We start from the raw sequence: 22,531 nt of genomic DNA, 5'->3' as shown, positions 1-22,531 counted from the left end.
CTCACGACGTGGCGGCCTCCCACGTCCGCAGGTACGACTCCGCGCCCGCCGCGAGGTCGCGGACCAGGTCTGGGCCGGCGAGGTGCCGCATGTCCTCGATCCAGTCGGGGACCAGGCCGTAGTGGGCCACCCCGTCCACGTTGACGTCCCAGACGCGTTCGCCGGTGCGCGGCCGGTCCAGCACCACGCTCCCGTCGTAGGAGGTGAACGGATACGTCACCGGGTTCGCGGCGTTGCCGGCGCGCGGTCCGGGCAGCCGGCCCATGCCGTTGACGTCGAGCCCGTAGCCGTAACCCGGCACCTGGTAGCGCTGCCGCAGCGGCGCGGTGCGCCGCCACTCCGCGACGAACTCCGTGGCGTCGTGGCCGTACTGGGTGACCATGCCGCCGAGGGCGTAGATGCGGGGGAGGAAGTTCGGGTCGGCCCAGCTGTGCGAGGAGACGACGCCGGGGTAGCGGGCCGCTTCCAGCAGGTCGAGCGTACGGCCGGCGGCCTTGACGCTCATGTGGTCGAGCTCGATCAGCATGCCGCGCCTGATCATGCCCTGGACCATGTACTCGCCGAGCGCGGTCAGGCCGCGGGTGTTGCAGTGCGGCGCCGGCGGATAGAGCGGCAGCGACACGCCGGGCGGGAGCAGCCGGACGATCTGGTCGGGGAGCACGCCGGCCGGGTCGATCGTGTTGTCGTGCTCGGGGCCGGTGCAGGTGCGGGCCTGCCAGAACGAGCCGGTGCCGAGCAGGTTGCCGACGTTGACGATCGCGCCCTGGGTGCCGGAGTCGAAGCGCACGCCGCACAGCGCGTTGTCGTACTTGTGGCAGACGAACATGGTGCGCACGCCGAGCGCCCGCATCTCGTCCAGACCTTGGTCGATCTGGGCCTTGGTGCACTGCGGAACGCCGAGGATCTGGCGGCAGCCGAACGGCTCGGAGGTCTCGACGCCGAGCACGACGGCCAGCTTGCCCGCCCCGATCACCTGCCTGGCCTCCGCGGGGTCGGCGACGATGCGGAACCAGCCCCGTCCGGGGCCGCCCGACTCGGCGTCGATGTGGGCCTGCAGCTCGCGGGCGCGCTGCGCCTGGAGCCTGATGGAGGTCATCTCGTCGCAGGAGTACTTCTTCAGCGGGTAGATGGCGCAGAGCTGCCGGTTGGCCACCAGGTGGTTGACCAGCACCCGAAGCCCGCCCCGCCAGGCGCGCTCGACCCAGGTGTAGTACGCCTGCTGGTGGGTCAGCGAGTCGTGCGCCGGCCAGTCGCGGAAGGTGGGCCAGCCGACGGGGTCGTGGGTGCCGGTGGGGGAGCCGGTGCGGGTGAAGTTCTCGTACCAGGCGAGCCGGCCGTCCGGGTAGTGGTCGGGGCAGTCGGCCAGGGCGCGCGCGATGCCGCCGGGATCGAACGGCTTGCCGCACATCAGCATGCCGCCGAACGTCTCGTACGAGAACAGATGGCTGTGGCCGTCGACGAAGCCGCTCACCGGAGCGGGGGAGGCGGCGGCGGCGGGAGCGGGGGAGGCCGGCGCGACCAGCGCGCCGGCCAGGAGGAGGACGGCCGCGGCCGTCCTGAGCGTGTGGAACACGGGGACCACCTCCCAGGCGGGGTGACCGGGGTCGCCGTCAGCATCCATCGCGCTCGCGGGCTCGGCAAGACGAACATGAGCCTCACTCGTCTAACGGTTCGGCAACTCAGCCGTCCTCATGGGGGCGGTGGTCGGTCCAGGCCGACCAGTGGGCGGCGTACCGGCCGCCCGCGGCACGCAGGTCGTCATGCGAGCCGCGTTCCACGACCCGGCCGTCCTCCATCACCACCACGCTGTCCGCCGTGGCGGCCTGGGTGAGCCGGTGGGCGACGATGAGCGCGGTACGCCCGTCCACGGCCCGCTCGACCGCCCGCTCCAGCACGCGGGCGCCGACGCTGCCCGCCTCGGCCGTGGCCTCGTCGAGCACCGCCACCGCAGGGTCGGCCAGCACCAGCCGGGCCAGCGCGAGCTGCTGCCGCTGGGCGCCGGTCAGGCGGTGCCCGCCCGCGCCGACGACCGTCGCGAGGCCGTCGGGCAGCGCCTCCGCCCAGGCGAGGGCGTCCACGGTGGCGAGGGCCGCGCGCAGGTCGTCGTCGGTGGCGTCCGGGCGGGCGAGGCGCAGGTCGTCGGCCAGCGTGCCGGCGAAGACGTGCACCTCCTGGGTCACCATGGCGACGCCGGGCGGCGTCTCGACGGTGCCGGCGGTGGGCTCGTGGACGCCGGCGACCAGCTTGGCCAGCGTGGTCTTGCCCGCGCCGCTCGCCCCGACCAGCGCGACCCGCTCGCCGGGGCGGATGTCGAGGTCAACGTCGTGCAGCACAGGGTCGCCGGGCTCGTACGCGTGGGCGAGGCCGCGCACGCTCACCCCGCCTCCGTTCTGGTCCCGGACAGGTACGGGGCCGGCGGGTGCGGCGTCGGCCACGCCGACGACGCGGGCCAGGCTGGCGGTGGCCGCCTGGGCGTCGTCCAGCAGGGCCAGGGCGGTGTTGATCGGGCCGAAGAGGTTGTGGAAGTACAGCGCGGCGGCCGTGGCGGTGCCGATCGTGGCCGAGCCGTCGCGGACCAGCAGCACCCCGGCCGCGAGCACCGCGGCCAGGCCGACGTACTCGGCGACGTGGAGGCGGCTGTAGAAGCGCAGCATCAGCCGCACCCCGCGCATCGTCAGCTCCACCGCGGCCCGCGAACGGCCGGCGACCCGCTCCAGGTGCTCCGGCTCGGTACGGAAGGCCCGTACGGTGGACGCCCCCGCGATCGTGTCGAGCAGTTGCTGCTGCTGCTCGCCGGTCGCCACCCGCTGGGCCGCGTAGAGCGGCACCGCGTTGCGCACGTACCAGCGGGCGGTGTGCGCCTGCACCGGCACGGCGAGCAGCGCCGCCACCAGGAACCGCCAGTCGAGCAGCGCGAGGGCGGCCAGCGTCAGGACGATCGACAGCAGCGACTGGGCCAGCGCGGGCAGCGCCGAGCGCACGGCCTCGGCGACCCGCGCCACGTCGCCCGTGACGCGGGCGGTGAGGTCGCCGGAGCCGGCCCGTTCCACGCGGTCGAGCGGCAGGGCGAGGGCCCGCTCGACGAAACGTTCGCGCAGGTCGGCGAGGGCGGTCTCGCCCAGCCTGGCCACCAGCGTCAGGCCCCAGGCGGTCAGCGCCCCCTGGACCAGGCCGACCAGCACCAGCAGCGCGGCGGGCACGGCCAGCGCCGCCGCCCGCTCGCGGCCGGCCACCAGGTCCACGATGTGGCCGAGCAGCGGCTGGATGAGCAGGCCCACGGAGGTGGCCACGATCAGCAGGCCGAACCCGGCCACGGCGGTCCGCCGGTGCGGGCGCACGATCCGCAGGACGGCCGCCCGGGTACGGGCCGGCGTCGCGGTCGGCAGCAGCTCCCTGGTCATGCGAGCGGTCATGCGAGCACCGCCGCCCGGTAGCCGGGGTTGCGGCGCAGCAGGTCGGCGTGGGGCGCCTCGTCGGCGACGCGGCCCTCGTGCAGCAGCAGCACCCGGTCGGCCACCGCGAGCAGGGCGGGGCTGGTGGTCACCAGCACGGTCGTGCGGTCGCGGCGCAGGCGGCTGATGCCGTCGGCGATCCTGGTCTCGGTGACGGCGTCCACGGCGGTGGTGGGGTCGTGCAGGACGAGCACCGGGCGGGCCGCGGCGAGCGCCCGCGCCAGCGCAACCCGCTGGCGCTGGCCGCCGGAGAGCGAGCCGCCGCGTTCGCTGACCGGGGTGCCGGGCGGGATGTCCCCCGCGCCCGCGGCCTCCAGGGCCTCGGCGACGGCGGCCTCCGGGGCCTGGCCGACGTTGGTGGCGACGGTGCCCTCGAAGAGGACCGCGTCGTGCTCGGCCACCAGCACCGACTCCCGCAGCCGTCCGGGGTCGAGGTCGCGCAGCGGCACGCCGTCGAGCTCCACCGTCCCGGCCTCGGGGTCGGCCTGCCGCGCCAGGCAGCGCACCAGGGACGTGGCCGCCGCGGGATCGGTGGCGGCCACCCCCACCAGCTCGCCGGTTGCGATGTCCAGGTCGAGGTCCCGCAGCGGCCCGTAGCTGACCGAGCGCAGCCGGAGCGCGCCCGCCACGTCCTCGGGCGGCTCGCGGTCGCCGGCGGGCACGGCGGGCGGCGCGGACAGCAGCGCGGCGACCCGCGCGGCCGACGCCCTGGCCTGCGCGAAGTCGGCGTTCACCCAGGCGAAGAGCTGCAGCGGACCCTGGAGGAAGAGTGCCAGCCCGACCGCGGAGACGAGCTGCCCGAGCGTGATGTCGCCGGCGGTGGCGAAGTAGCCGCCGGCCAGCGCGATCAGCGCGATGAAGGCCCCGGTGAGCGCGAGCACCACGCCGTTCTGCAGGGCCTCGGCGCGGGAGGCGCGCAGCGTGGCGGCGAGGGATTCGCGGCTGGTCCGCCGGTAGCGTTCGATCCCGGCCCGTTCGGCGCCGATCCCCTTGAGCACCCGCAGCCCGGTCACCAGGTCGGCGGCCATGCCCGAGGCGCGCGCGGCGTGCTCCTGCTCGACGGCGCTGCGGCGTTCCAGGGGCTTGCCGAGCAGGTGCCCGAGCCACAGCAGCGCCGGCGTGCCGGCCAGCACGATCAGCCCGAGCTGGACCGAGGTGTTGAGCAGCAGCACCCCGGCCACGACCAGGCCGGTGAGCCCGGCGACGCCGGCCAGCACCGCCATCAGGACCGCGCCGACCCGCCGTACGTCCTCGGTGGCGATGCCGGTCAGCGCGCCGGGCAGGCGGTCCTCGGCGCCGCCGCCGGGGTGCAGCACCCGGGCGACGACGGCGATGCGCAGCTCGTGCGCGGCCTCCTCGGCGGCGCGCTCGCCGACGAGGGCGCCGAAGCGGTAGCTGAACGACAGGCCGACGTAGACGGCGGCGAGCACCGCCAGCCACAGGAGCAGCCGTCCCCAGTCGCCGCCCGCGACGGCCTGGTCGATGGCGACCCCGATGAGGACGGGCACCAGGGCCTCGCCCGCCTGGTGACCGGCGCCGAGCAGCGAGCCCCCGGCCAGCCTGCGCCATTGGCTCGCGACCGTGCGCAGCAGTACGTCCCGCCCGGTGTGCAAGCGGCGCTCCCCGAAGATCGACAGTAAGGCGAGCCTAACCTAACATGTCCGACTCGTGGCCTGAAGAGGGGAGATGTCGGCTCTGGCCGGGAAGCGACACGGAATCCACCTTCGCCGCGTCTTGACGGTCGCACTTCATCCGTGATGTGTTGTGCGTGGCCGTGAGCTTAGGTAAGGCAAACCTAACTTGGAGGGTGTGTGGACGTGCATGTGGAGGAGGAGGTCGGCGCCCCGCCGATCCCCTCGCTGACCGGCGGATGGCGGGTGGCCCCGATCGAGCCCGGCGCCGACGGCGTCGCCGTGGTCCACGACTGGATGAACCGGCCGCACGTGGCCGGCCCCTGGGACCAGGCCTGGCCGTACGAGCGATGGGCCGACGAGATCGCCCGCCAGGCGGCGGGGCGGCACTCCCGGCCGTGCCTGGCCTACCGGGACCGCGAACCGGTCGCCTACCTGGAGCTGTACCGGGTGCTGCGGGACCGGCTGGCGCCGCTGTACCCGTACCGGCCGCACGACCTCGGCGTGCACGTCGCGATCGGCGACGAGCGCGACCTCGGCCACGGCGTCGGCCGCCGGCTGCTGCGCGCGGTCGCCGAGGGCCTGCTGGCGGCCGACGAGCGCTGCACCCGCGTCGTCGCCGAGCCGAACGTCCGCAACGAGCCCTCCGTCCGGGCCTTCACCGCGGCCGGGTTCGTCCGCGTGGGAGAGGTGACGATGCCGCACAAGACGGCGGCGCTGATGGTGTACCCGCGTGCTCAGGAGGACCTTCCTCAGTGGTGACCCCGGCCTACGACCTCGTCGGAATCGGCTTCGGCCCCTCCAACCTCGCCCTGGCCGTCGCGCTCGCCGAGTCGCGCACGCCCGCGCCGTCCGCCGTCTTCCTGGAGCGGCAGCCGTCGTTCGGCTGGCACCGCGGCATGCTGATCGACGGCGCGACCATGCAGGTGTCCTTCCTCAAGGACCTGGTCACGATGCGGAACCCGGCGAGCCCTCACAGCTTCGTCAGCTACCTGCACGCCAAGGGCCGGCTGGCCGACTTCATCAACCAGAAGACGATGTACCCGACCCGCCTGGAGTTCCACGACTACCTCGAATGGGTCGCGGCCCGCTTCGAGCACCAGGTCGTCTACGGGGCCGAGGCCGTCACCATCCGGCCCGTCACGGACGGCGGCACGGTCACCCACCTCGACATCGTGGCCCAGCATGGCGAGCTGACCACCTACCGGGCGCGCAACGTCGTGCTCGCCGCCGGCCTCCAGCCCGTGCTGCCGCCCGGCGTCGTCGCCGGCGAGCGGGTGTGGCACAGCCAGGAGCTGATGCACCGGCTGGCGGAGCTGCCGGACGACCGGCCGCGCAGGTTCGTGGTCGTCGGGGCCGGCCAGAGCGCCGCCGAGGTGACCGAGCACCTGCACAGCCGCTTCCCCTCCGCCCAGATCTGCGCGGTCTTCTCCCGGTACGGCTACAGCCCCGCCGACGACAGCCCCTTCGCCAACAGCGTCTTCGACCCCGCCGCCGTGGACCACTTCTACGACGCGCCGCACGAGGTCAAGCGCATGATCCTGGACTACCACGCCAACACCAACTACTCCGTCGTGGACCTCGACCTGCTGAAGGAGCTGTTCGGGCGGACGTACCGGGAGAAGGTCGCCGGCGTCGAGCGGCTGCGGATCATGAACCTGTCGCGCGCCGTCGGCCTGGAGACCCGCCCCGGCGAGGTGAGCGTGCACGTCAGGTCGCTGGTCAGCGGCGAGGTCGAGGCGCTGCGCGCCGACGTGGTCGTCTACGCCACCGGCTACCGGCCCGTGGACCCGCTCGACCTGCTCGGCGCCGCCGGGCCCTACTGCCTGCGCGACGACGACGGCGCGCTGCTGGTCGGCCGCGACCACCGGGTACGCACCACGCCCGAGCTGACCTGCGGCATCTACCTCCAGGGCGCGACCGAGCACACCCACGGGCTGACCGCCACGCTGCTGTCCACGACGGCCGTACGGGCCGGCGAGATCGCCGACTCGCTCGCCTCGCCGGTCCTGGAGCCCGCTCGATGACCCGCCCGCTCACTCTGGCCGGGCTCATCGACGAGCAGGCCGCCGCCACCCCCGGGCGGCCCGCGCTGCGCTTCCGCGACCGCATGCTCACCTACGCCGAACTGGACGCGGCCGCCTCCGCGCTGGCCGCCCGGCTCCGGGAGCGGGGCGCGGGACCCGAGCGCGTGGTCGCGGTCGCGCTGCCGCGTTCGGCCGAGCTGGTCGTGGCGCTGGTCGCGGTGCTGAAGACCGGGGCCGCGTACCTGCCGGTGGACCCCGAGCAGCCGACCGGGCGGACCGCGTCCATGCTGGCCGACGCCGCGCCCGTGGTCACGCTGCGCGAGGTGGAGCTCGAACCGGGCGGGCGGCGCGAGCCGGCCACGCCCGTCGATCCGCGCAACCCCGCGTACGTGATCTACACCTCCGGCTCCACCGGCCGGCCCAAGGGGGTCGTGATCGCCCACGAGGCCATCGTCAACCGGCTGCGCTGGATGCAGGCCGAGTACGGACTCACCGCCGAGGACCGGGTGCTCCAGAAGACGCCGGCCGGGTTCGACGTGTCGGTGTGGGAGTTCTTCTGGCCGCTGATCGCCGGGGCCACGCTCGTGGTGGCCGAGCCGGGCGGGCACCGCGACGCGGCGTACCTGGCCGGGCTGATCCGGCGGGAACGGGTCACGACCGTGCACTTCGTGCCGTCGATGCTGCGCGCGTTCCTGGCCGACCCGGACGCGGCGCGCTGCACCGGGCTGCGGCGGGTGATCTGCAGCGGCGAGGAGCTGCCCGCCGGGCTGGCCGCCGAGTTCCACGCGGCGCTGCCGGGGTGCGGGCTGCACAACCTGTACGGACCGACCGAGGCGGCCGTGGACGTCACGTACTGGGCGTGCCGGCCGGGGGAGGACGGGCCGGTGCCGATCGGCCGCCCGGTCTGGAACACCGCCGTCCACGTGCTGGACCGCGACCTGCGGCCGGCGGCGGCCGGTGAGCTCTATCTCGCCGGCGTGCAACTGGCCCGCGGCTACCTGGGGCGGCCGGGGCTGACCGCCGGGAGGTTCGTGCCCGATCCGTACGGGCCGCCCGGCAGCCGGATGTACCGGACCGGCGACCTCGCCCGCCGCCGCCCTGACGGGGTCGTCGAGTACGCGGGCCGCGCCGACGACCAGATCAAGATCCGCGGCTTCCGGGTCGAGCCCGGCGAGGTCGAGGCCGTCCTGAACGCCCATCCCGACGTGCGGCAGGCCGTGGTGACCGCCCATGAGGTGCGTCCGGGCGTCACCCTGCTGACCGGGCACGTGGTGCCGGCCGAGGGGGCGGCCGTGGACCCGGACGCGCTGCGCGCCCACGCCGCCGCCCGTCTGCCCGGCCCCATGGTGCCCGCCGTCTTCGTCCCCCTGGCGTCGGTCCCACTGACGGCCAACGGCAAGCTCGACCGCCGCGCCCTCCCGTCTCCGGCGGGGGACGTGGTGGCGAGAGCGGGCGCAGAGAGGGAAAGCTCCGCAGGAGAGGGCGCCGGGGAAGAGGGGGCCGCGAGGCAACGCGCCGCTGGGGAGAGCGGCGCGGGAGCGGGCGCTGCGGGGGAGAGCGCCGAGGGGCTGCTGGCCGCGCTTGTCGCGGAGGTGTTGCGGTTGCCCGATGTGCGGCCCACGGATGACTTCTTCGCGCTCGGCGGCGACAGCATTCTCGCGCTGCACCTCGTCGGCCGGGCCCGTCGCGCCGGGCTGGCCATCACCGCCCGCCAGGTGCTCGAACTCGGCACCGCCCGCGCCCTGGCCGCCGCCGTGCCGGAGGGCGCGGCCGAGCCTCCGGAGGCGGCGCTCGGCGACGTGCCCGCCACCCCGATCATGAACTGGCTGCGCGAACGCGGCGACGGCGCGACCGCCGAGCACTTCGCCCAGTCGATCACCCTGCGCCTGCCCCGCGACGTGGACCGTGACCGCCTGATCCGGGCCCTGCGCGACCTGCTGGACCACCACGACCTGCTCCGCGCCCGCCTCACCGGCACCGGCCTGCACGTGCCGCCGCCCGGCGCCGCGCCCGCTGATGGCCTGCTGCGCGAGGTCACGGACGACGCCCTCCTGCCGCAGGCGCTCGCGGCGGCCCGCGCCGCCCTGGCACCGCGCGACGGCGTGATGCTGCGCGCCGTACGGCACCGCGCCCCCGAAGAAGACCGGCTGCACCTGGTCGCGCACCACCTCGTCGTGGACGGCGTCTCCTGGCGGATCCTGGCCGAGGACCTGGCGCAGGCGTACGCCGCCACGACGCCCCTCACCCGCTCCACCTCCTTCAGGACGTGGGCCCGCGCCCTGCCCGCCCTGGACCGCCGCGCCGAGCTGCCGTACTGGACGGACACCCTCACCGCCGAGGAGCCCTGGCGGCTCGACCCGGCGCGGGACACCGCCGCGACCGCCGCCCGGCTCAGCGTGAGCGCCCCGCTGGACGTCACGCTCGACCGGGCGCTCGCCGCGCTCGCGCTGGCCGTCGCCGGGCACCGTCAAAGCCACGGCCTGCCGGGCGGCCGCGAGGTCCTGTTCGACGTCGAGGCGCACGGCCGCGAGGACCTGGTGCCCGGCGCGGACCTGTCGCGCACCGTGGGCTGGTTCACCGCCATCTGGCCGGTCCGCCTGGACCCCGGACCGGCAGGCGGGGCCGACGCGCTCGCCCGGGTCTCCGCCCGGCTGCGCGAGGTGCCCGGCAAGGGCGTCGGTTACGGCCTGCTCCGCCACCTCGACCAGGACGCCGGCCCGCGCCTGGCCCGCCTGACCAGACCGGCGGTCTGCGTCAACTTCCTGGGCCGCTTCCCCGAGGAGCCGGGCGACTGGGGGATGGTCCTGGAGCCGGAGAGCTTCCTGGACCTGGCCGACCCCGGCCTGCCGCTCGCGCACGTCCTGACCGTGGACGCGTTCGTGGCCGAGGGCCCGGACGGCGCGCGGCTGGAGTCCACCTGGACGTGGGCGTCCCGCGTGCTGGCCGAGCCCGCCGTCCGTGAGCTGTCCGGGCGGTGGCTCGACGAGCTGCGCGCCACCGCGCCGGCCGGCGCCTTCCTGGTCGCGCTCGACCAGGCCGAGCTTGACGAGTTCGAGGAGACACTGGCGTGACCGGCCCCGAGGCCAAGAAGATCAAGGACGTCTGGCCGCTCACCCCTCTCCAGGAGGGCCTGTTCTTCCACGCCCTGCACGGCGAGGACGACCCGTACACCGTCCACACCACCGTAGAACTGCGCGGCCCGCTCGACGCGGCGGCCCTGCGGGGCGCGGCCGAGCGCCTGCTGGCCCGCCACGACCCGCTGCGCGCGGCCTTCCGCAGCCGGCGGAACGGCCGGCCGGTGCAGGTCGTCGCGGCCCGCGCCGCGCTCCGCTGGCAGGAGGCGGACCTGACCGGCGGCGGCTCGGCGGCCGAGGTCGTGGAGCGGGACCGGCGGACGCCGTTCGACCTGCAGTCGCCGCCGCTGCTGCGGTTCACGCTGGTCAAGCAGGCCCCGGACCGGCACCTGCTGCTCGTCGCCAACCACCACCTGGTGCTGGACGGCTGGTCGCTGAACCTGGCGCTGCGCGAGCTGTTCGAGCTGTACGCGGGGGCCGAGCCGCCGCCCGCGCCGCCGTACCAGGACTACCTGGCCTGGCTGGGCGGACGGGACGTCGCGGCGGCGCGTGACGCCTGGCGGGAGCACCTGGCGGGGCTCGGGGAGCCCACCCTGGTGGCCCCCGGGGTGGGCGACATCGGCGCGGCCCGCGAGGTCGTGACCGAGCTGAGCGCCGATCTGACCGGGCGGCTCGCCGCGCTGGCCCGCGGATCCGGCGTCACCATGAGCATGGTCGTGCAGACCGCGTGGGCGCTCGTGCTGGGCGTGCTCACCGGCCGGGACGACGTGGTGTTCGGCACCACGGTCTCCGGCCGGCCGCCCGAGCTGCCCGCCGCCGACCGCATGATCGGCCTGTTCATCAACACCCTGCCGGTACGGGTCCGGCTGCGCGCACAGGAGCCGGTCACCGCCTGCCTCGCCCGGCTCCGCGACGCCCACGCCCGGCTCGCCGACCACCAGCATCTCGGGCTGGCCGAGATCCAGACGCTTGCGGGGAGAGGCGAGCTGTTCGACACGCTGGTGCTGTTCGAGAACCATCCGGCGGGCCCCGTCGGCCCGCTGGTCGAAAGCGTCGAGGAGCGCGACGCCACCCACTACCCGATCACGCTCTGCGCCCGCCCGGGCGAGCGGCTGCGGCTGGAGCTGGCGTACCGGGAAGGCCGGGTGAGCGCCGCCGAGGCCCGGCGAACGCTGGACCGGACGGTCCGCGCGCTGGAACGGCTGGCCGCCGCACCCGAGCGCCCGATCGGCCTGATCGACCTGCTGGACGAGACCGAACGCGCCCAGGTGCTCGGCGCGCAGACGGGCACGGCCGGCCCGTACCCCGCCCGTACCCCGGCCGACGCCTTCGCCGAGCGCTGCGCGGCCACGCCGGACGCGACCGCCGTGGTGGACGCCGCAGGGAACGCCCTCACCTACGCCGAGCTGGCCGCGCGGGCCGACCGGCTGGCCGGGGCGCTCTGCGTGGGCCCCGAGGACGTCGTCGCCCTGGCGTTGCCGCGTGGCCTCGACCTGGTCGCGGCCATCCTGGCGGTCTGGCGGTCCGGCGCGGCGTACCTGCCGGTCGATCCCGGCTATCCGGCGGACCGGATCGCGCTCATGCTCGGCGACGCGCGGGCCGCCGTCGTGGTCACCGACTCCGCGACCGCGCCCGGCCTGCCCCTCGCTGGGGACGCCAGGATCGTCCTGGCCGACGACCCGGCACCGGGAACCGCTCGCCGCGAAGCCGCCCGGCCGGAAAATCCCGCGTACGTGATCTACACCTCCGGCTCCACCGGCCGCCCCAAGGGCGTCGTGGTGCCGCACGGAGCCGTCGCCAACCTGCTGGCCGCGCACGAGGCCGACACCGTCGCGGCGGCGGTCGCCGCCACCGGCAGGCGGCGGCTGCGGGTCGCGCACAGCGCGTCGTTCTCGTTCGACGCCTCGGTGGACCCGCTGCTGTGGATGCTCGCCGGGCACGAGCTGCACGTGCTGGACGACGCCACGTACCAGGATCCCGAGCTGCTCGCCGGCTACCTGGCCGAGCACCGGATCGACTACGTGGACGTGACGCCGTCGTACCTGGCCTCGCTCGTCACCGCGCTGGAGGACGGCCCGCACCGGCCCGCCGTGGTCGCGGTCGGCGGCGAGGCGGTGCCCGGCCCGCTCTGGCGGCGGCTCGGCGCGCTGCCGGGGGTGATCGCCAGGGACCTGTACGGCCCGACCGAGTGCACGGTGGACGCCTACGTGCGCAGGCAGGACGGCACCGCGGGCCCCGTGCCCGGCGTCCGCGCGCTGGTGCTCGACCCGATGCTGCGCCCGGCGCCGCCCGGCGTGACCGGCGAGCTGTACCTGGCGGGGGCCGGGCTGGCCCGCGGCTACCTGGGGCGGCCCGGGCTGACCGCCGAACGCTTCGTGCCCTGCCCGTACGGGCCGCCAGGCGCGCGCATGTACCGCACCGGCGACCTCGCGCGGTGGCGGGAGGGCCGGCTGGAGTTCGCCGGGCGGGCCGACGACCAGGTGAAGATCCGCGGGTTCCGGATCGAGCCCGGCGAGGTGGAGGCCGCGCTGGCCGGCTGCCCCGGCGTCGAGGAGGCCGCCGTCGCGGTGCGCGCGGACGGCGCGGGCGGGCCGCGGCTCGTCGCCTACGTACGCGGCCGGGCGAGCGAGGACGAGGTGCGCGCGTACCTGCGGGGCGTGCTGCCCCGGCCGCTGGTGCCCTCGGCGGTCGTCCGGCTCGCCGAGCTGCCGCTGCTGCCCAACGGCAAGGTGGACCGGCGCGCCCTCCCCGATCCCGCCGGGACGCGGGCGGCGGGACGTGCGCCGCGCGGCCCGCTGGAGGAGCGGCTGTGCGCGCTGTTCGCCGAGGTGCTGGGCGTGGACCGGGTCGGCGCCGACGACGACTTCTTCGAGCTGGGCGGCCACTCGCTGCTCGCCGCCCGGCTGGTGAGCCGGCTCCGGAGCGAGCTCGGCGCGGCGGCCGGCGTCCGCACGCTGTTCGACGCGCCGACCGTCGCCGAGCTGAGCGGCCGGCTCGGCGTGGCCGCCGCGCGCCCGCCGCTGGTAGCGCGCCCGCGCCCGGAACGGGTGCCGGCCTCGCACGCCCAGCGCGGCCTGTGGCTCCAGCACCGGCTGGAGGGCGGCTCGGCCACCTACAACATGCCCTTCGCGCTGCGGCTGGACGGCCCGCCCGACGTGCCGATCGACGTCGCCGCGCTGGAGCTCGCGCTGGCGGACGTGGTGGAGCGGCACGAGGTGCTGCGGACGGTGTTCGGGGAGGAGGACGGCGAGCCGTACCAGATCGTGCTGGAGCGGGCGGACGTCCGCGTCGAGACCGGGCCCGCCGACCTCGGGCACGTCTTCGACCTGGCCGCCGAGCCGCCGCTGCGGGCGTGGCTGGACGGCGACCGGCTGACCGTGCTGCTGCACCACATCGCCGGGGACGAGCTGTCGCTGCGCCCGCTGGTCGCCGACCTGACCGCCGCCTACCGGGCCCGCGCCGAGGGCCGCGCGCCGGACTGGGCGCCGCTGCCCGTCCAGTACGCCGACTACGCCCTGTGGCAGCGCGAGCTGCTGGGCGATCGGGACGATTCGGCGGGGCGGCCGGCGAAGGAGCTGGCGTACTGGCGGGGCGCGCTCGACGGCCTGCCGCCCGAGCTGCCGCTGCCCGTGGACCGGCCCTTTCCCGACGAGCCCGGCAGACGCGGCGCGACGATCGCCTTCGACCTGCCGCTCGACGCGATCGACGAGCTGGCGGGGCGGCACGGGTGCACGCCGTTCATGGTGCTGCACGCGGCGGTGGCGGCGCTGCTGACCCGGCTCGGCGCCGGCACCGACATCGTGCTCGGCACGCCGGTCGCGGGGCGGGCGGACGAGGCGCTGAACGACCTGGTGGGGCTCTTCGTCAACACCGTCGTGCTGCGGGTGGACACCGGCGGCGAGGTCACGTTCGCCGGGCTGCTCGATCGGGTGCGGTCCGTCGACCTGGCCGCGTTCGACCACGCGGAGACGCCCTTCGACCTGCTGGTGGAGGAGCTGCGGCCGGTGCGCGTGCCCGGCAGGCATCCGCTGTTCCAGGTGATGATCGCGTACGAGCGCGACCCGGGGCTGCCGGTCGAGGAGGTCGGCGGGCCTGGCGTGTCCAAGTTCGACCTGACGTTCGTGCTCGGGCCGGGCGGGGGGCAGGTGGAGTACCGCACGGACCTGTTCGACGCCGCCACCGCCGAAGGGCTCGGGGCGCGGCTGGCGGAGATCGTCCGGCAGGCGGCGCTCCGGCCCGAGCGGCCGGTCGCCGAGCTTTCCGTCGCCCCCATGCGGGCGCCCGCCGTGCGCGGCCTGCCCGGCACGCCCGGCGCGGCTGAGCCGCGTACGGAGGCCGAGCGCGTGCTGTGCCGGCTGTTCGGCGAGGTGCTCGGGGTCCGCGAGGTGGGCGCGGGCGACGACTTCTTCCTGCTGGGCGGGCACTCGCTGCTCGCCGGGCGGCTGGCCGCGCGGATCAGGGCCGTCACGGGTGCGGAGGCGGCGCTCGCCGACGTCTTCGCCGCCCCGACCCCGGCCGGCCTGGCTGCTCGCCTCGCCCTCCCGACCGCCCGCTCCGCCGCCTTCTCGGACGGGCGCGCCCGGCCCTCGCCGGCAGGCGGGACGCCGCCGTTGGTGGTGCGGGAGCGGCCCGAGCGGGTGCCGTTGGCGGCGGCGCAGCGGCGGTTGTGGTTCCTGGACCGGCTGCACGGACCGTCCGACGCCTACACCGTGCCGCTCGTCCTGCGCCTGTGCGAGCCGCTGGACCCGGCGGTGCTCCGCCGGGCGGTCGGCGACCTGATGGAGCGGCACGAGGCGCTGCGGACCGTGTTCGGGGAGGAGGACGGCGAGCCGTACCAGATCGTGCTGGACCGGGTGGACCCGCCCGTCACGGACGGGCCCGCCGACCTCGGGCACGTCTTCGACCTGACGGCCGAGCCGCCGCTGCGGGTGTGGCTGGACGGCGACCGGCTCACGGTGCTGCTCCACCACCTCGCCGCCGACGAGTGGTCGGTCGGCCCGCTCTGGGACGACCTCGCCACCGCCTACCGGGCCCGCGCCGAGGGCCGTGCGCCGGACTGGACGCCGCTGCCCGTCCAGTACGCCGACTACGCCCTGTGGCAGCGTGACCTGCTCGCCGGCGGCCTCGCCGACCGGCAGCTCGCCCACTGGACCGGCGCGCTCGCCGACCTGCCCGGACGCCTGGAGCTGCCCGCGTGGACCGGCGGGGACGTCACCGCCACCGCCTCGCGCCCCGCCGCGCCCCTGCGGGAGCTGGCCCGTCGTACCGGGACGACCATGTTCATGGCGGCCCACGCGGTCGTGGCGGCCCTGCTGACCAGGCTCGGCGCGGGCACCGACGTCCCGGTGGGCGCGGCCGTCGCGGGCCGCACGGACGAGGCGCTGACCGGCCTCATCGGCTTCTTCGTCAACACCGTCGTGCTGCGGGTGGACACCGGCGGCGATCCCACGTTCGCCGAGCTGCTGGCGCGGGTGCGGGCCGCCGACCTGGCCGCGTTCGAGCACGCCGACGTCCCCTTCGACCAGGTCGTGGAGGCGGTCAACCCCGAACGCGGCGACGGCGACCCGCTGTTCCAGGTGGCCGTGGCCTACCACCCGGCCACCGGGTCGCTCCCCGGATTCGCCGCCGAGGAGGAGCCCGCGCCGCCCGGACCGGCCAAGTTCGACCTCTCCGTCACCTTCACCGAACGACCGGGCGCGACCGACCTGGACGTGCTGGTCGAGCACCGGGGCGGGGCGGCCGGACGGTACGCCGCGCACCTGCTCCGCCTGCTCGACGCGGTGACCGCGGATCCGGGGAGACGGCTGAGCGAATACCCGCTCCTCGCCCCCGCCGAGCTGGAGACCGTGCTCACCACCTGGAACGACACCGGCTCCGCCGAGCCGTTCCTGACCCTGCCCGAGCTGTTCGAGGCCCAGGTCAGGGCGACGCCGGACGCGGTCGCGGTCCGGTGCGAGTCGGAGTCGCTGACGTACGCGGAGCTGGACGCGCGGGCGGACCGCCTGGCCGCCTCGCTCGCCGCCGCCGGCGCGGGCCCCGAACGCCTCGTGGCCGTGGCGCTGCCGCGCGACCCGCGGATGGTGGTCGGCGTGCTGGCGGTGGCCAAGGCCGGGGCCGCGTACCTGCCGATCGACCCGGCGCAGCCCGCCGGGCGGATCGCCGCGATGCTGGACGACGCGCGGCCCGTCCTGCTGCTCGCCACCCGCGAGACCGCTGGGCGGGTGCCCATGACGCCCCTGCTCATGGACGACCCGCCCGCCCCCGCCGGGCCGCCGGTCCGGCCGCTGCCCCGCCACCCCGTCTACGTGATCTACACCTCCGGCTCGACCGGCCGCCCCAAGGGGGTGGTGCTGGAGCACGCCGGGGTGCGGGCGCTGGTGGACACCGCCGTGCGCCGGTTCGGTGTCGGCCCGGGCAGCCGGGTCCTGCAGTTCGCCTCGATCTCCTTCGACGTGGCGTTCTGGGAGCTGACCATGGCGCTGTGCACCGGCGCGACGCTCGTCGTCGTGCCCGCCGAGCGGCGCATCGCCGGCCCCGAGCTGACCGAGTACGCCACCCGCCACGCCGTCACCCACCTGGCGCTGCCGCCCGCGCTGCTGTCGGCCCTGCCCGCCGAGTGCACGCTGCCGGAGGGATCGACGCTGCTGGTCGGCACCGAGACGGTGACGCCCGAGCTGGTACGCCGCTGGGCCGGCCGGCACCGCGTCATCGACGCCTACGGGCCGACCGAGGCCATGGTGAACTCCACCCTCTGGCCCGCCGACGGTGACCTCGACGCCCTCACGACCGTGCCCATCGGCCACCCTGACGTGGGCAAACGCGTCTACGTCCTGGACCGCGCGCTTCGTCCCGCGCCGCCCGGCGTCATCGGCGAGCTGTACGTGGCGGGCGCGGGCCTCGCCCGCGGCTACCTCGACCGGCCCGCCCTGACGAGTGAGCGCTTCGTGCCCGACCCGTACGGGCCGCCCGGCACCCGCATGTACCGCACCGGCGACCTGGCCCGGTGGCGCGACGACGGCGCGGTGGAGTTCGCCGGCCGCGCCGACGGCCAGATCAAGATCCGGGGCTTCCGCATCGAGCCGGGCGAGGTGGAGTCGGTGCTGGCCGGCTGCCCCGGCGTCCGCGAGGTCGCGGTTGTCGCCCGCGAGGACCGGCCGGGTGAGCGCCGGCTCGTGGCGTACGTGACCGGGGCCGAGACCGACCCCGCCACCCTGCGGGCGCACGTCGCCGCGCGGCTGCCCGACTACATGGTGCCCGCCGCGTTCGTGGCGCTCGACGCGCTGCCGCTCATGGTGAACGGCAAGGTGGACAGGAAGGCGCTGCCCGCTCCCGGCGCCCCCGCCGCCGGGCGGTCGCGGGGGCCGCGCACCCCGGCGGAACGGGCGCTGTGCGCGATCTTCGCCGACGTGCTGGGCGTCGAGGGTGTCGGCGTGGACGACAACTTCTTCCACCTGGGCGGGCACTCGCTGCTCGCGGTCAAGGTGCTGGCGCGGGTGCGGAGCGGGCTGGGCGCGGACCTGCCGCTGCGCGCCCTGTTCGACACGCCCACGGTCGCGGGCCTCGCGGGCGCGCTCGCCGCCTCGCCGCCGGCCCGCGCCGACGGCCTCGTGGCGGCCGTGCGGCCGGAGCGGGTCCCGTTGTCGTCGGCGCAGCTCAGGCTCTGGTTCCTGGGGGCGCTTGAAGGCCCGTCGGCGACCTACAACGTGCCCCTGGCCGTGCGGCTGCCCGGCCCGGTGGAGCCGTCCGTGCTCCGGGCGGCGCTCGGCGACGTGGTACGCCGGCACGAGGTCCTGCGCACGGTCTACCGCGAGCAGGACGGCGTCCCGTACCAGGTGGTCCTCGATCCGGCGGACCCCGAGGTCGCGGACGGGCCGCCGGACCTCGGGCACGTCTTCGACCTGGCCGCCGAGCCGCCGCTGCGGGTGTGGCTGGACGGTGACCGGCTCACGCTGCTGCTGCACCACATCGCCTGCGACGAGTGGTCCGTGACTCCGCTGCTCGCGGACCTGGACACCGCGCTGCGGGCGCGGGCCGCCGGACGTGCGCCGGACCTCGCGCCGCTGCCCGTGCAGGTGGCCGACCACGCCCTCTGGGAGCGCGACCGGCTCGACGCGACCCTGCCCGAGCACCTGGCGTATTGGACGAAGGTCCTCGCCGCGCTGCCGGAACGGCTCGCGCTGCCGCCGGCCGGGCCCGGCGGGGCGGTCGTCCGCCAGGCGTCCGCCGGGGTGCGGGACGCGCTCGCCGCGCTCGCCGCCCGCGCGGGCACGAGCCTGTTCATGGTGCTGCACGCCGCCGTGGCGGCGCTGCTGACCAGGCTCGGCGCGGGCACCGACATTCCTCTGGGCACGCCGGTCGCCGGGCGGCCGGACGACGCGCCGGCCGATCTGGTGGGCTGCTTCGTCAACACCCTCGTGCTGCGGGTGGACACCGGCGGCGACCCCGCCTTCGCCGAGCTGCTGGAGCGGGTGCGCGAGGTGGACCTGGCCGCGTTCGAGCACGCCGGGGCGCCGTTCGAGCGGGTGGTGGAGGCGGTCAACCCCGGCCGTTCGGGCGCGGGGAACCCGCTGTTCCAGGTCATGGTGACGTACCAGCGGAGCGGGCCGGCCGCGCTGGAGGTGCTGCCGGAGCCCGGGCCGCCGGCTCCCAAGTTCGACCTCGCCTTCGCGTTCACCGAGACGAGCGGGGCGGCCGGGCTGGAGGTCGCCGTCGAGCACCGGCTCGCGCCTGACGTGGCCGAGCGCGTCACCGACGCTCTCCTGCGCCTGCTGGAGCAGGTCGCCGCGGCCCCCGCCGCGCCGATCGGCGCCCTCGATCTGCCGGCGGTGGGTCTCGGCGGCCGGGACCCCCGTCCTGCCGCCATCCGTCGCGAGGTCGCGCGGCGGGAGCTTGAAGGGCCGGTCGAGCGCCGGCTGGCGGCGATCTTCGAGGAGGTACTGGACGTGGCCGGGGTCGGGGCCGGCGACGACTTCTTCCACCTCGGCGGCCACTCGCTGCTCGCGGTCCGGCTGATCAGCAGGATCAGGGCCGAGCTGGGCGCGGCGGTCACGGTCAGGGACGTGTTCGACGCCCCCACCGTCGCCGGGCTGGCGGCCAGGCTCGCCCGCGTCCCCGGCCCTGTCCCCGCGATCCGGCCCCGAGCGCGCGGCGAACGGGTGCCGCTGTCGTCGGCGCAGCGCCGGCTCTGGTTCCTCCACACGCTCGACGGACCGTCGGCCGCCTACAACGTGCCGCTCGCCGTACGGCTGCGCGGCCCGCTGTCCGCCGACGCCCTCCGCGAGGCCGTCGGGGACGTCGTGGCCAGGCACGAAGCGCTCCGCACGGTCATCGCCGAGGACGAGCTGGGGCCGTACCAGGTCGTCCTCGACCCGGCGCCGGTGCAGGTCATGGACGGGCCGGGGGATCCCGGCCACCGGTTCCGCCTCGACGGCGAGCCGCCGATCAAGGTCTGGCTGCACGCCACGGCCCCCGGCGAGCACCTGCTGCTCGTCCTGCTGCACCACATCGCGGCGGACGAGTGGTCGGTCGGCCCGCTGTGGGACGACCTGACCGCCGCCTACCGGGCGCGGGCGGCCGGGCGGGCGCCGGACTGGGCGCCGCTGCCCGTCCAGTACGCCGACCACACCCTCTGGGAACGCGAGAACCACGACCCGGGCCGGCTCGCGTACTGGCGTCGGGTCCTCGCCGGGCTCCCCGAACACCCGACGCTCCCGCACGACCTGCCCCGTCCGGCCGCCGCGACCGGCGACGGCGACGTGGTGGAGTTCCGCCTGCCGCCCGGCACGAGGGAGGGCCTGGCCCGGCTCGCGGCGGACGGCGGCGCGACCATGTTCATGGTGGTGCACGCCGCCGTGGCGGCGCTGCTGACCGGGCTCGGCGCGGGCACCGACGTCACGGTGGGCACGCCCGTCGCGAACCGGCCGGACGACGCGCTGGCCGCCCTCGTGGGCTTCTTCGTCAACACGGTCGCGCTGCGGGTGGACACCGGCGGCGACCCCGCCTTCGCCGAGCTGCTGGCCCGGGTCCGCGACGCCGACCTGGCCGCGTTCGAGCACGCCGACGTGCCGTTCGACCAGGTGGTCCAGGCGGTCGCGCCGGCCCGGTCGCCGGCCTGGCACCCGCTGTTCCAGGTGGCGGTGGCCTACCATCCCGCCGGCCGGCCGCTCGGGCCGCTGGGGGAGGCGGCGGCCGAGATCGAGGAGGTGGCCACGGGCACGGCCAAGTTCGACCTCGCGGTGTCGCTGGCGGAGGAGGGTGAGGGGGCGGTCGAGTACCGTACGGACCTGTTCACCAGGGGCACGGCGGAGCGGATCGCGGCCGGGCTGGCGGAGCTGCTGGCCACGGTGGCCCGCGCCCCCGGCATCCGCCTGAGCGAGCTGGACGTGCCGCCCGTGACCCGCGCGGACTGGACGCCGGTGCCCGCCACGGCGGTGACGGCCGGGCCGGCGGTGGACGTGCGGCGGATGGCGGAGCTGTTCGCGGACGTGCTCGGCGTTCCCCTGCCGGGCCCGGACGAGGGCTTCTTCGAGCTGGGCGGCCACTCGCTGCTGGCGGGCCGGCTGATGACCGCCGTCGCCGCCGAGTTCGGGGTGCGGCTGCCGGTCAGGACGCTGTTCGAGGCGCCCACGCCCGCCGCGCTCGCCGCCCGGGTACGCGCCCCGCACCGCCCCGGACACGCCCTCGACGTGCTGCTGCCCATCAGGACGGGCGGCGAGGGGCCGCCGTTGTTCTGCGTGCACCCGCTGTTCGGGCTCGCCTGGTGCTTCACGGGCCTGGCGGGGGCGCTGGACGTGCCGGTGTACGGGCTCCAGGCGCGCGGTCTGGCCGGTCCTGAGCCGTTGCCGCGCACCCTGGACGAGATGGCCGCCGACTACCTGGCCGCCGTCAGGGCGGTGGCGCCGGCGGGGCCGTACCGGCTGCTCGGCTGGTCCTTCGGCGGCGTCGTCGCGCACGCGATGGCCGCCCGCCTGCGCCGCGAGGGCGAGGAGGTGGCCCTGCTGGCGCTGCTCGACTCCTACCCGCTGCTGCCCGGCGAACGGCCGGAGACCGGCGACGACGAGCAGGACGCCCTGCGCTTCCTGCTCCGCCTGGCCGGGCACGACGCCCGCGGGCCGCTCGACCGGCGGCGCGTGGTGCGGTACCTGCGGGCCGGGGGAGGGGCGCTGGCCGAGATCGAGGAGACCACGATCGGCGCGATGATCGACGTCGCGGTCAACGCCGAGCGGCTCATCACCGGCGACCCGCACCCGTTCTACGACGGGGACCTGCTGTTCGTCACCGCGGGCGCGGACAAGGCCGGCTCGGGGCTCGAACCCGGCCGCTGGCGTCCGTACGTGGGCGGCGCCGTCGAGGAGCACGTCATCGACTGCGAGCACTACCAACTGGCCGATCCTGGGCCGCTCGCCCAGGTGGCCCGCATGCTGAAGGAGCGACTGCGATGACCAACCCGTTCGAGGACCCCGAGACCGACTACCTCGTGGTGGTCAACGACGAGGCCCAGCACGCGCTGTGGCCCGCGTGGATCCCGCTGCCCGAGGGCTGGCGGGACGTGTACGGTCCCGGCGCCCGCGACCTGTGCCTCCAGTACGTCGAGACCCACTGGACGGACATGCGCCCGGCCGGGCTCGCCCGCGCCATGGACGCCTGATCAGGCCATCGCCCCGGCGCGGGCCGCGGCCAGGGCCGCCGCCGCGGCCCGGTCGGCGGCGGCCTCGTCGAGGGGTTCGCCGGTGTTGAGCAGCGCGTAGTACAGGGGCGCGGAGACGGCGGCGATCACCCGGCGCGCGTCGGTGCCGGGCGGCAGCTCGCCCCGCTCGACGGCGTCGGTGACGCAGCCGGCCCACTCCTCGACGCGTACGGCGTAGAAGCGGTGCAGCGCCCGCGCGGCCTGCTCGTCGCAGAGCGCGGCGGCGATCAGCGCCTTGAACAGTCTCCCCTGGCGGGGGTCGGTGAGGGTCCTGACGACCAGGCGGGCGTTGTCGCGCAGGTCCCGCCCGACGTCGCCGTGGCGGGAGCGGGGGAGCGAGTGCTCGGCCATGTCCTGGAGCAGGTCGGCGGCGAGCGCGCCGGGCGATCCCCAGCGGCGGTAGACGGTGGTCTTCCCGACGCCCGCGACGCGGGCGACCTCGCCGAGGTCGAGCCCGTGGAAGCCGCGCTCGGCCAGGACGTCGCCGGCGGCCCGGAGCACGGCCTCGCGCACGCGAGCGGTACGCCCACCAGGCCGGACGGCACCCGGCTGGACATCGTCCGACATGCCGGACTCTCCCTTCCCTCAACCCTTATCGGGACTGGAGTTCCCTTAAGGCGGTAGCTGGTGCTACTGTTCCCTCATCTTAACGGAACTCCAG

9 protein-coding genes are annotated in these 22,531 nt (G+C 76.0%); 5 read left to right on the top strand and 4 right to left on the bottom strand.

Annotated elements, in window-relative coordinates; all coding sequences use genetic code 11:
* Position 1 precedes the first annotated feature (1 nt).
* From ABD292_RS21510 to ABD292_RS21500, 3 genes are all read right to left on the bottom strand, one after another.
* On the bottom strand, positions 2-1,573 hold the full coding sequence (locus tag ABD292_RS21510) for an amidohydrolase family protein (RefSeq protein WP_344209892.1): 1,572 nt from the start codon (positions 1,571-1,573) through the stop codon (positions 2-4).
* Between the two features lie 106 nt (positions 1,574-1,679).
* Complete coding sequence (locus tag ABD292_RS21505) at positions 1,680-3,413, bottom strand: ABC transporter ATP-binding protein (protein WP_344209890.1); 1,734 nt, start codon at positions 3,411-3,413, stop codon at positions 1,680-1,682.
* Positions 3,410-5,065 (bottom strand): ABC transporter ATP-binding protein, encoded by a 1,656-nt coding sequence (locus tag ABD292_RS21500; protein ID WP_344209888.1) that lies wholly within the window; start codon positions 5,063-5,065, stop codon positions 3,410-3,412. The genes ABD292_RS21505 and ABD292_RS21500 overlap by 4 nt, the downstream gene beginning before the upstream one ends.
* A gap of 198 nt (positions 5,066-5,263) precedes the next feature.
* Between ABD292_RS21500 and ABD292_RS21495 the strand changes: the two genes are divergently transcribed.
* The 5 genes from ABD292_RS21495 to ABD292_RS21475 are packed head-to-tail and all read left to right on the top strand — an operon-like array spanning position 5,264 to position 21,831.
* Positions 5,264-5,845, top strand: a complete 582-nt coding sequence (locus ABD292_RS21495) for a GNAT family N-acetyltransferase (RefSeq protein WP_344209886.1) — start codon at positions 5,264-5,266, stop codon at positions 5,843-5,845.
* Complete coding sequence (locus ABD292_RS21490) at positions 5,839-7,110, top strand: lysine N(6)-hydroxylase/L-ornithine N(5)-oxygenase family protein (RefSeq protein ID WP_344209883.1); 1,272 nt, start codon at positions 5,839-5,841, stop codon at positions 7,108-7,110. Before ABD292_RS21495 ends, ABD292_RS21490 begins: the two co-directional genes overlap by 7 nt.
* Positions 7,107-10,181, top strand: coding sequence for an amino acid adenylation domain-containing protein (locus ABD292_RS21485; protein WP_344209880.1), 3,075 nt, complete (start codon positions 7,107-7,109; stop codon positions 10,179-10,181). Before ABD292_RS21490 ends, ABD292_RS21485 begins: the two co-directional genes overlap by 4 nt.
* Positions 10,178-21,625, top strand: coding sequence for an amino acid adenylation domain-containing protein (locus ABD292_RS21480; RefSeq protein WP_344209878.1), 11,448 nt, complete (start codon positions 10,178-10,180; stop codon positions 21,623-21,625). Before ABD292_RS21485 ends, ABD292_RS21480 begins: the two co-directional genes overlap by 4 nt.
* Entirely contained in the window at positions 21,622-21,831 is a 210-nt protein-coding gene (locus ABD292_RS21475; protein WP_329584408.1) for an MbtH family protein, read from the top strand. Before ABD292_RS21480 ends, ABD292_RS21475 begins: the two co-directional genes overlap by 4 nt.
* On the opposite strand, the gene ABD292_RS21470 is transcribed toward ABD292_RS21475, so the two are convergent.
* On the bottom strand, positions 21,832-22,437 hold the full coding sequence (locus tag ABD292_RS21470; protein WP_344209874.1) for a TetR/AcrR family transcriptional regulator: 606 nt from the start codon (positions 22,435-22,437) through the stop codon (positions 21,832-21,834).
* Between the last annotated feature and the right edge of the window lie 94 nt (positions 22,438-22,531).

Origin of the sequence: Nonomuraea bangladeshensis, from assembly GCF_039529455.1 — a bacterium.
Taxonomy (GTDB): Bacteria; Actinomycetota; Actinomycetes; order Streptosporangiales; family Streptosporangiaceae; genus Nonomuraea; species Nonomuraea bangladeshensis.
Note: the sequence above shows the minus strand (reverse complement) of the source record. Positions and strands in the feature narration are given on the sequence as shown.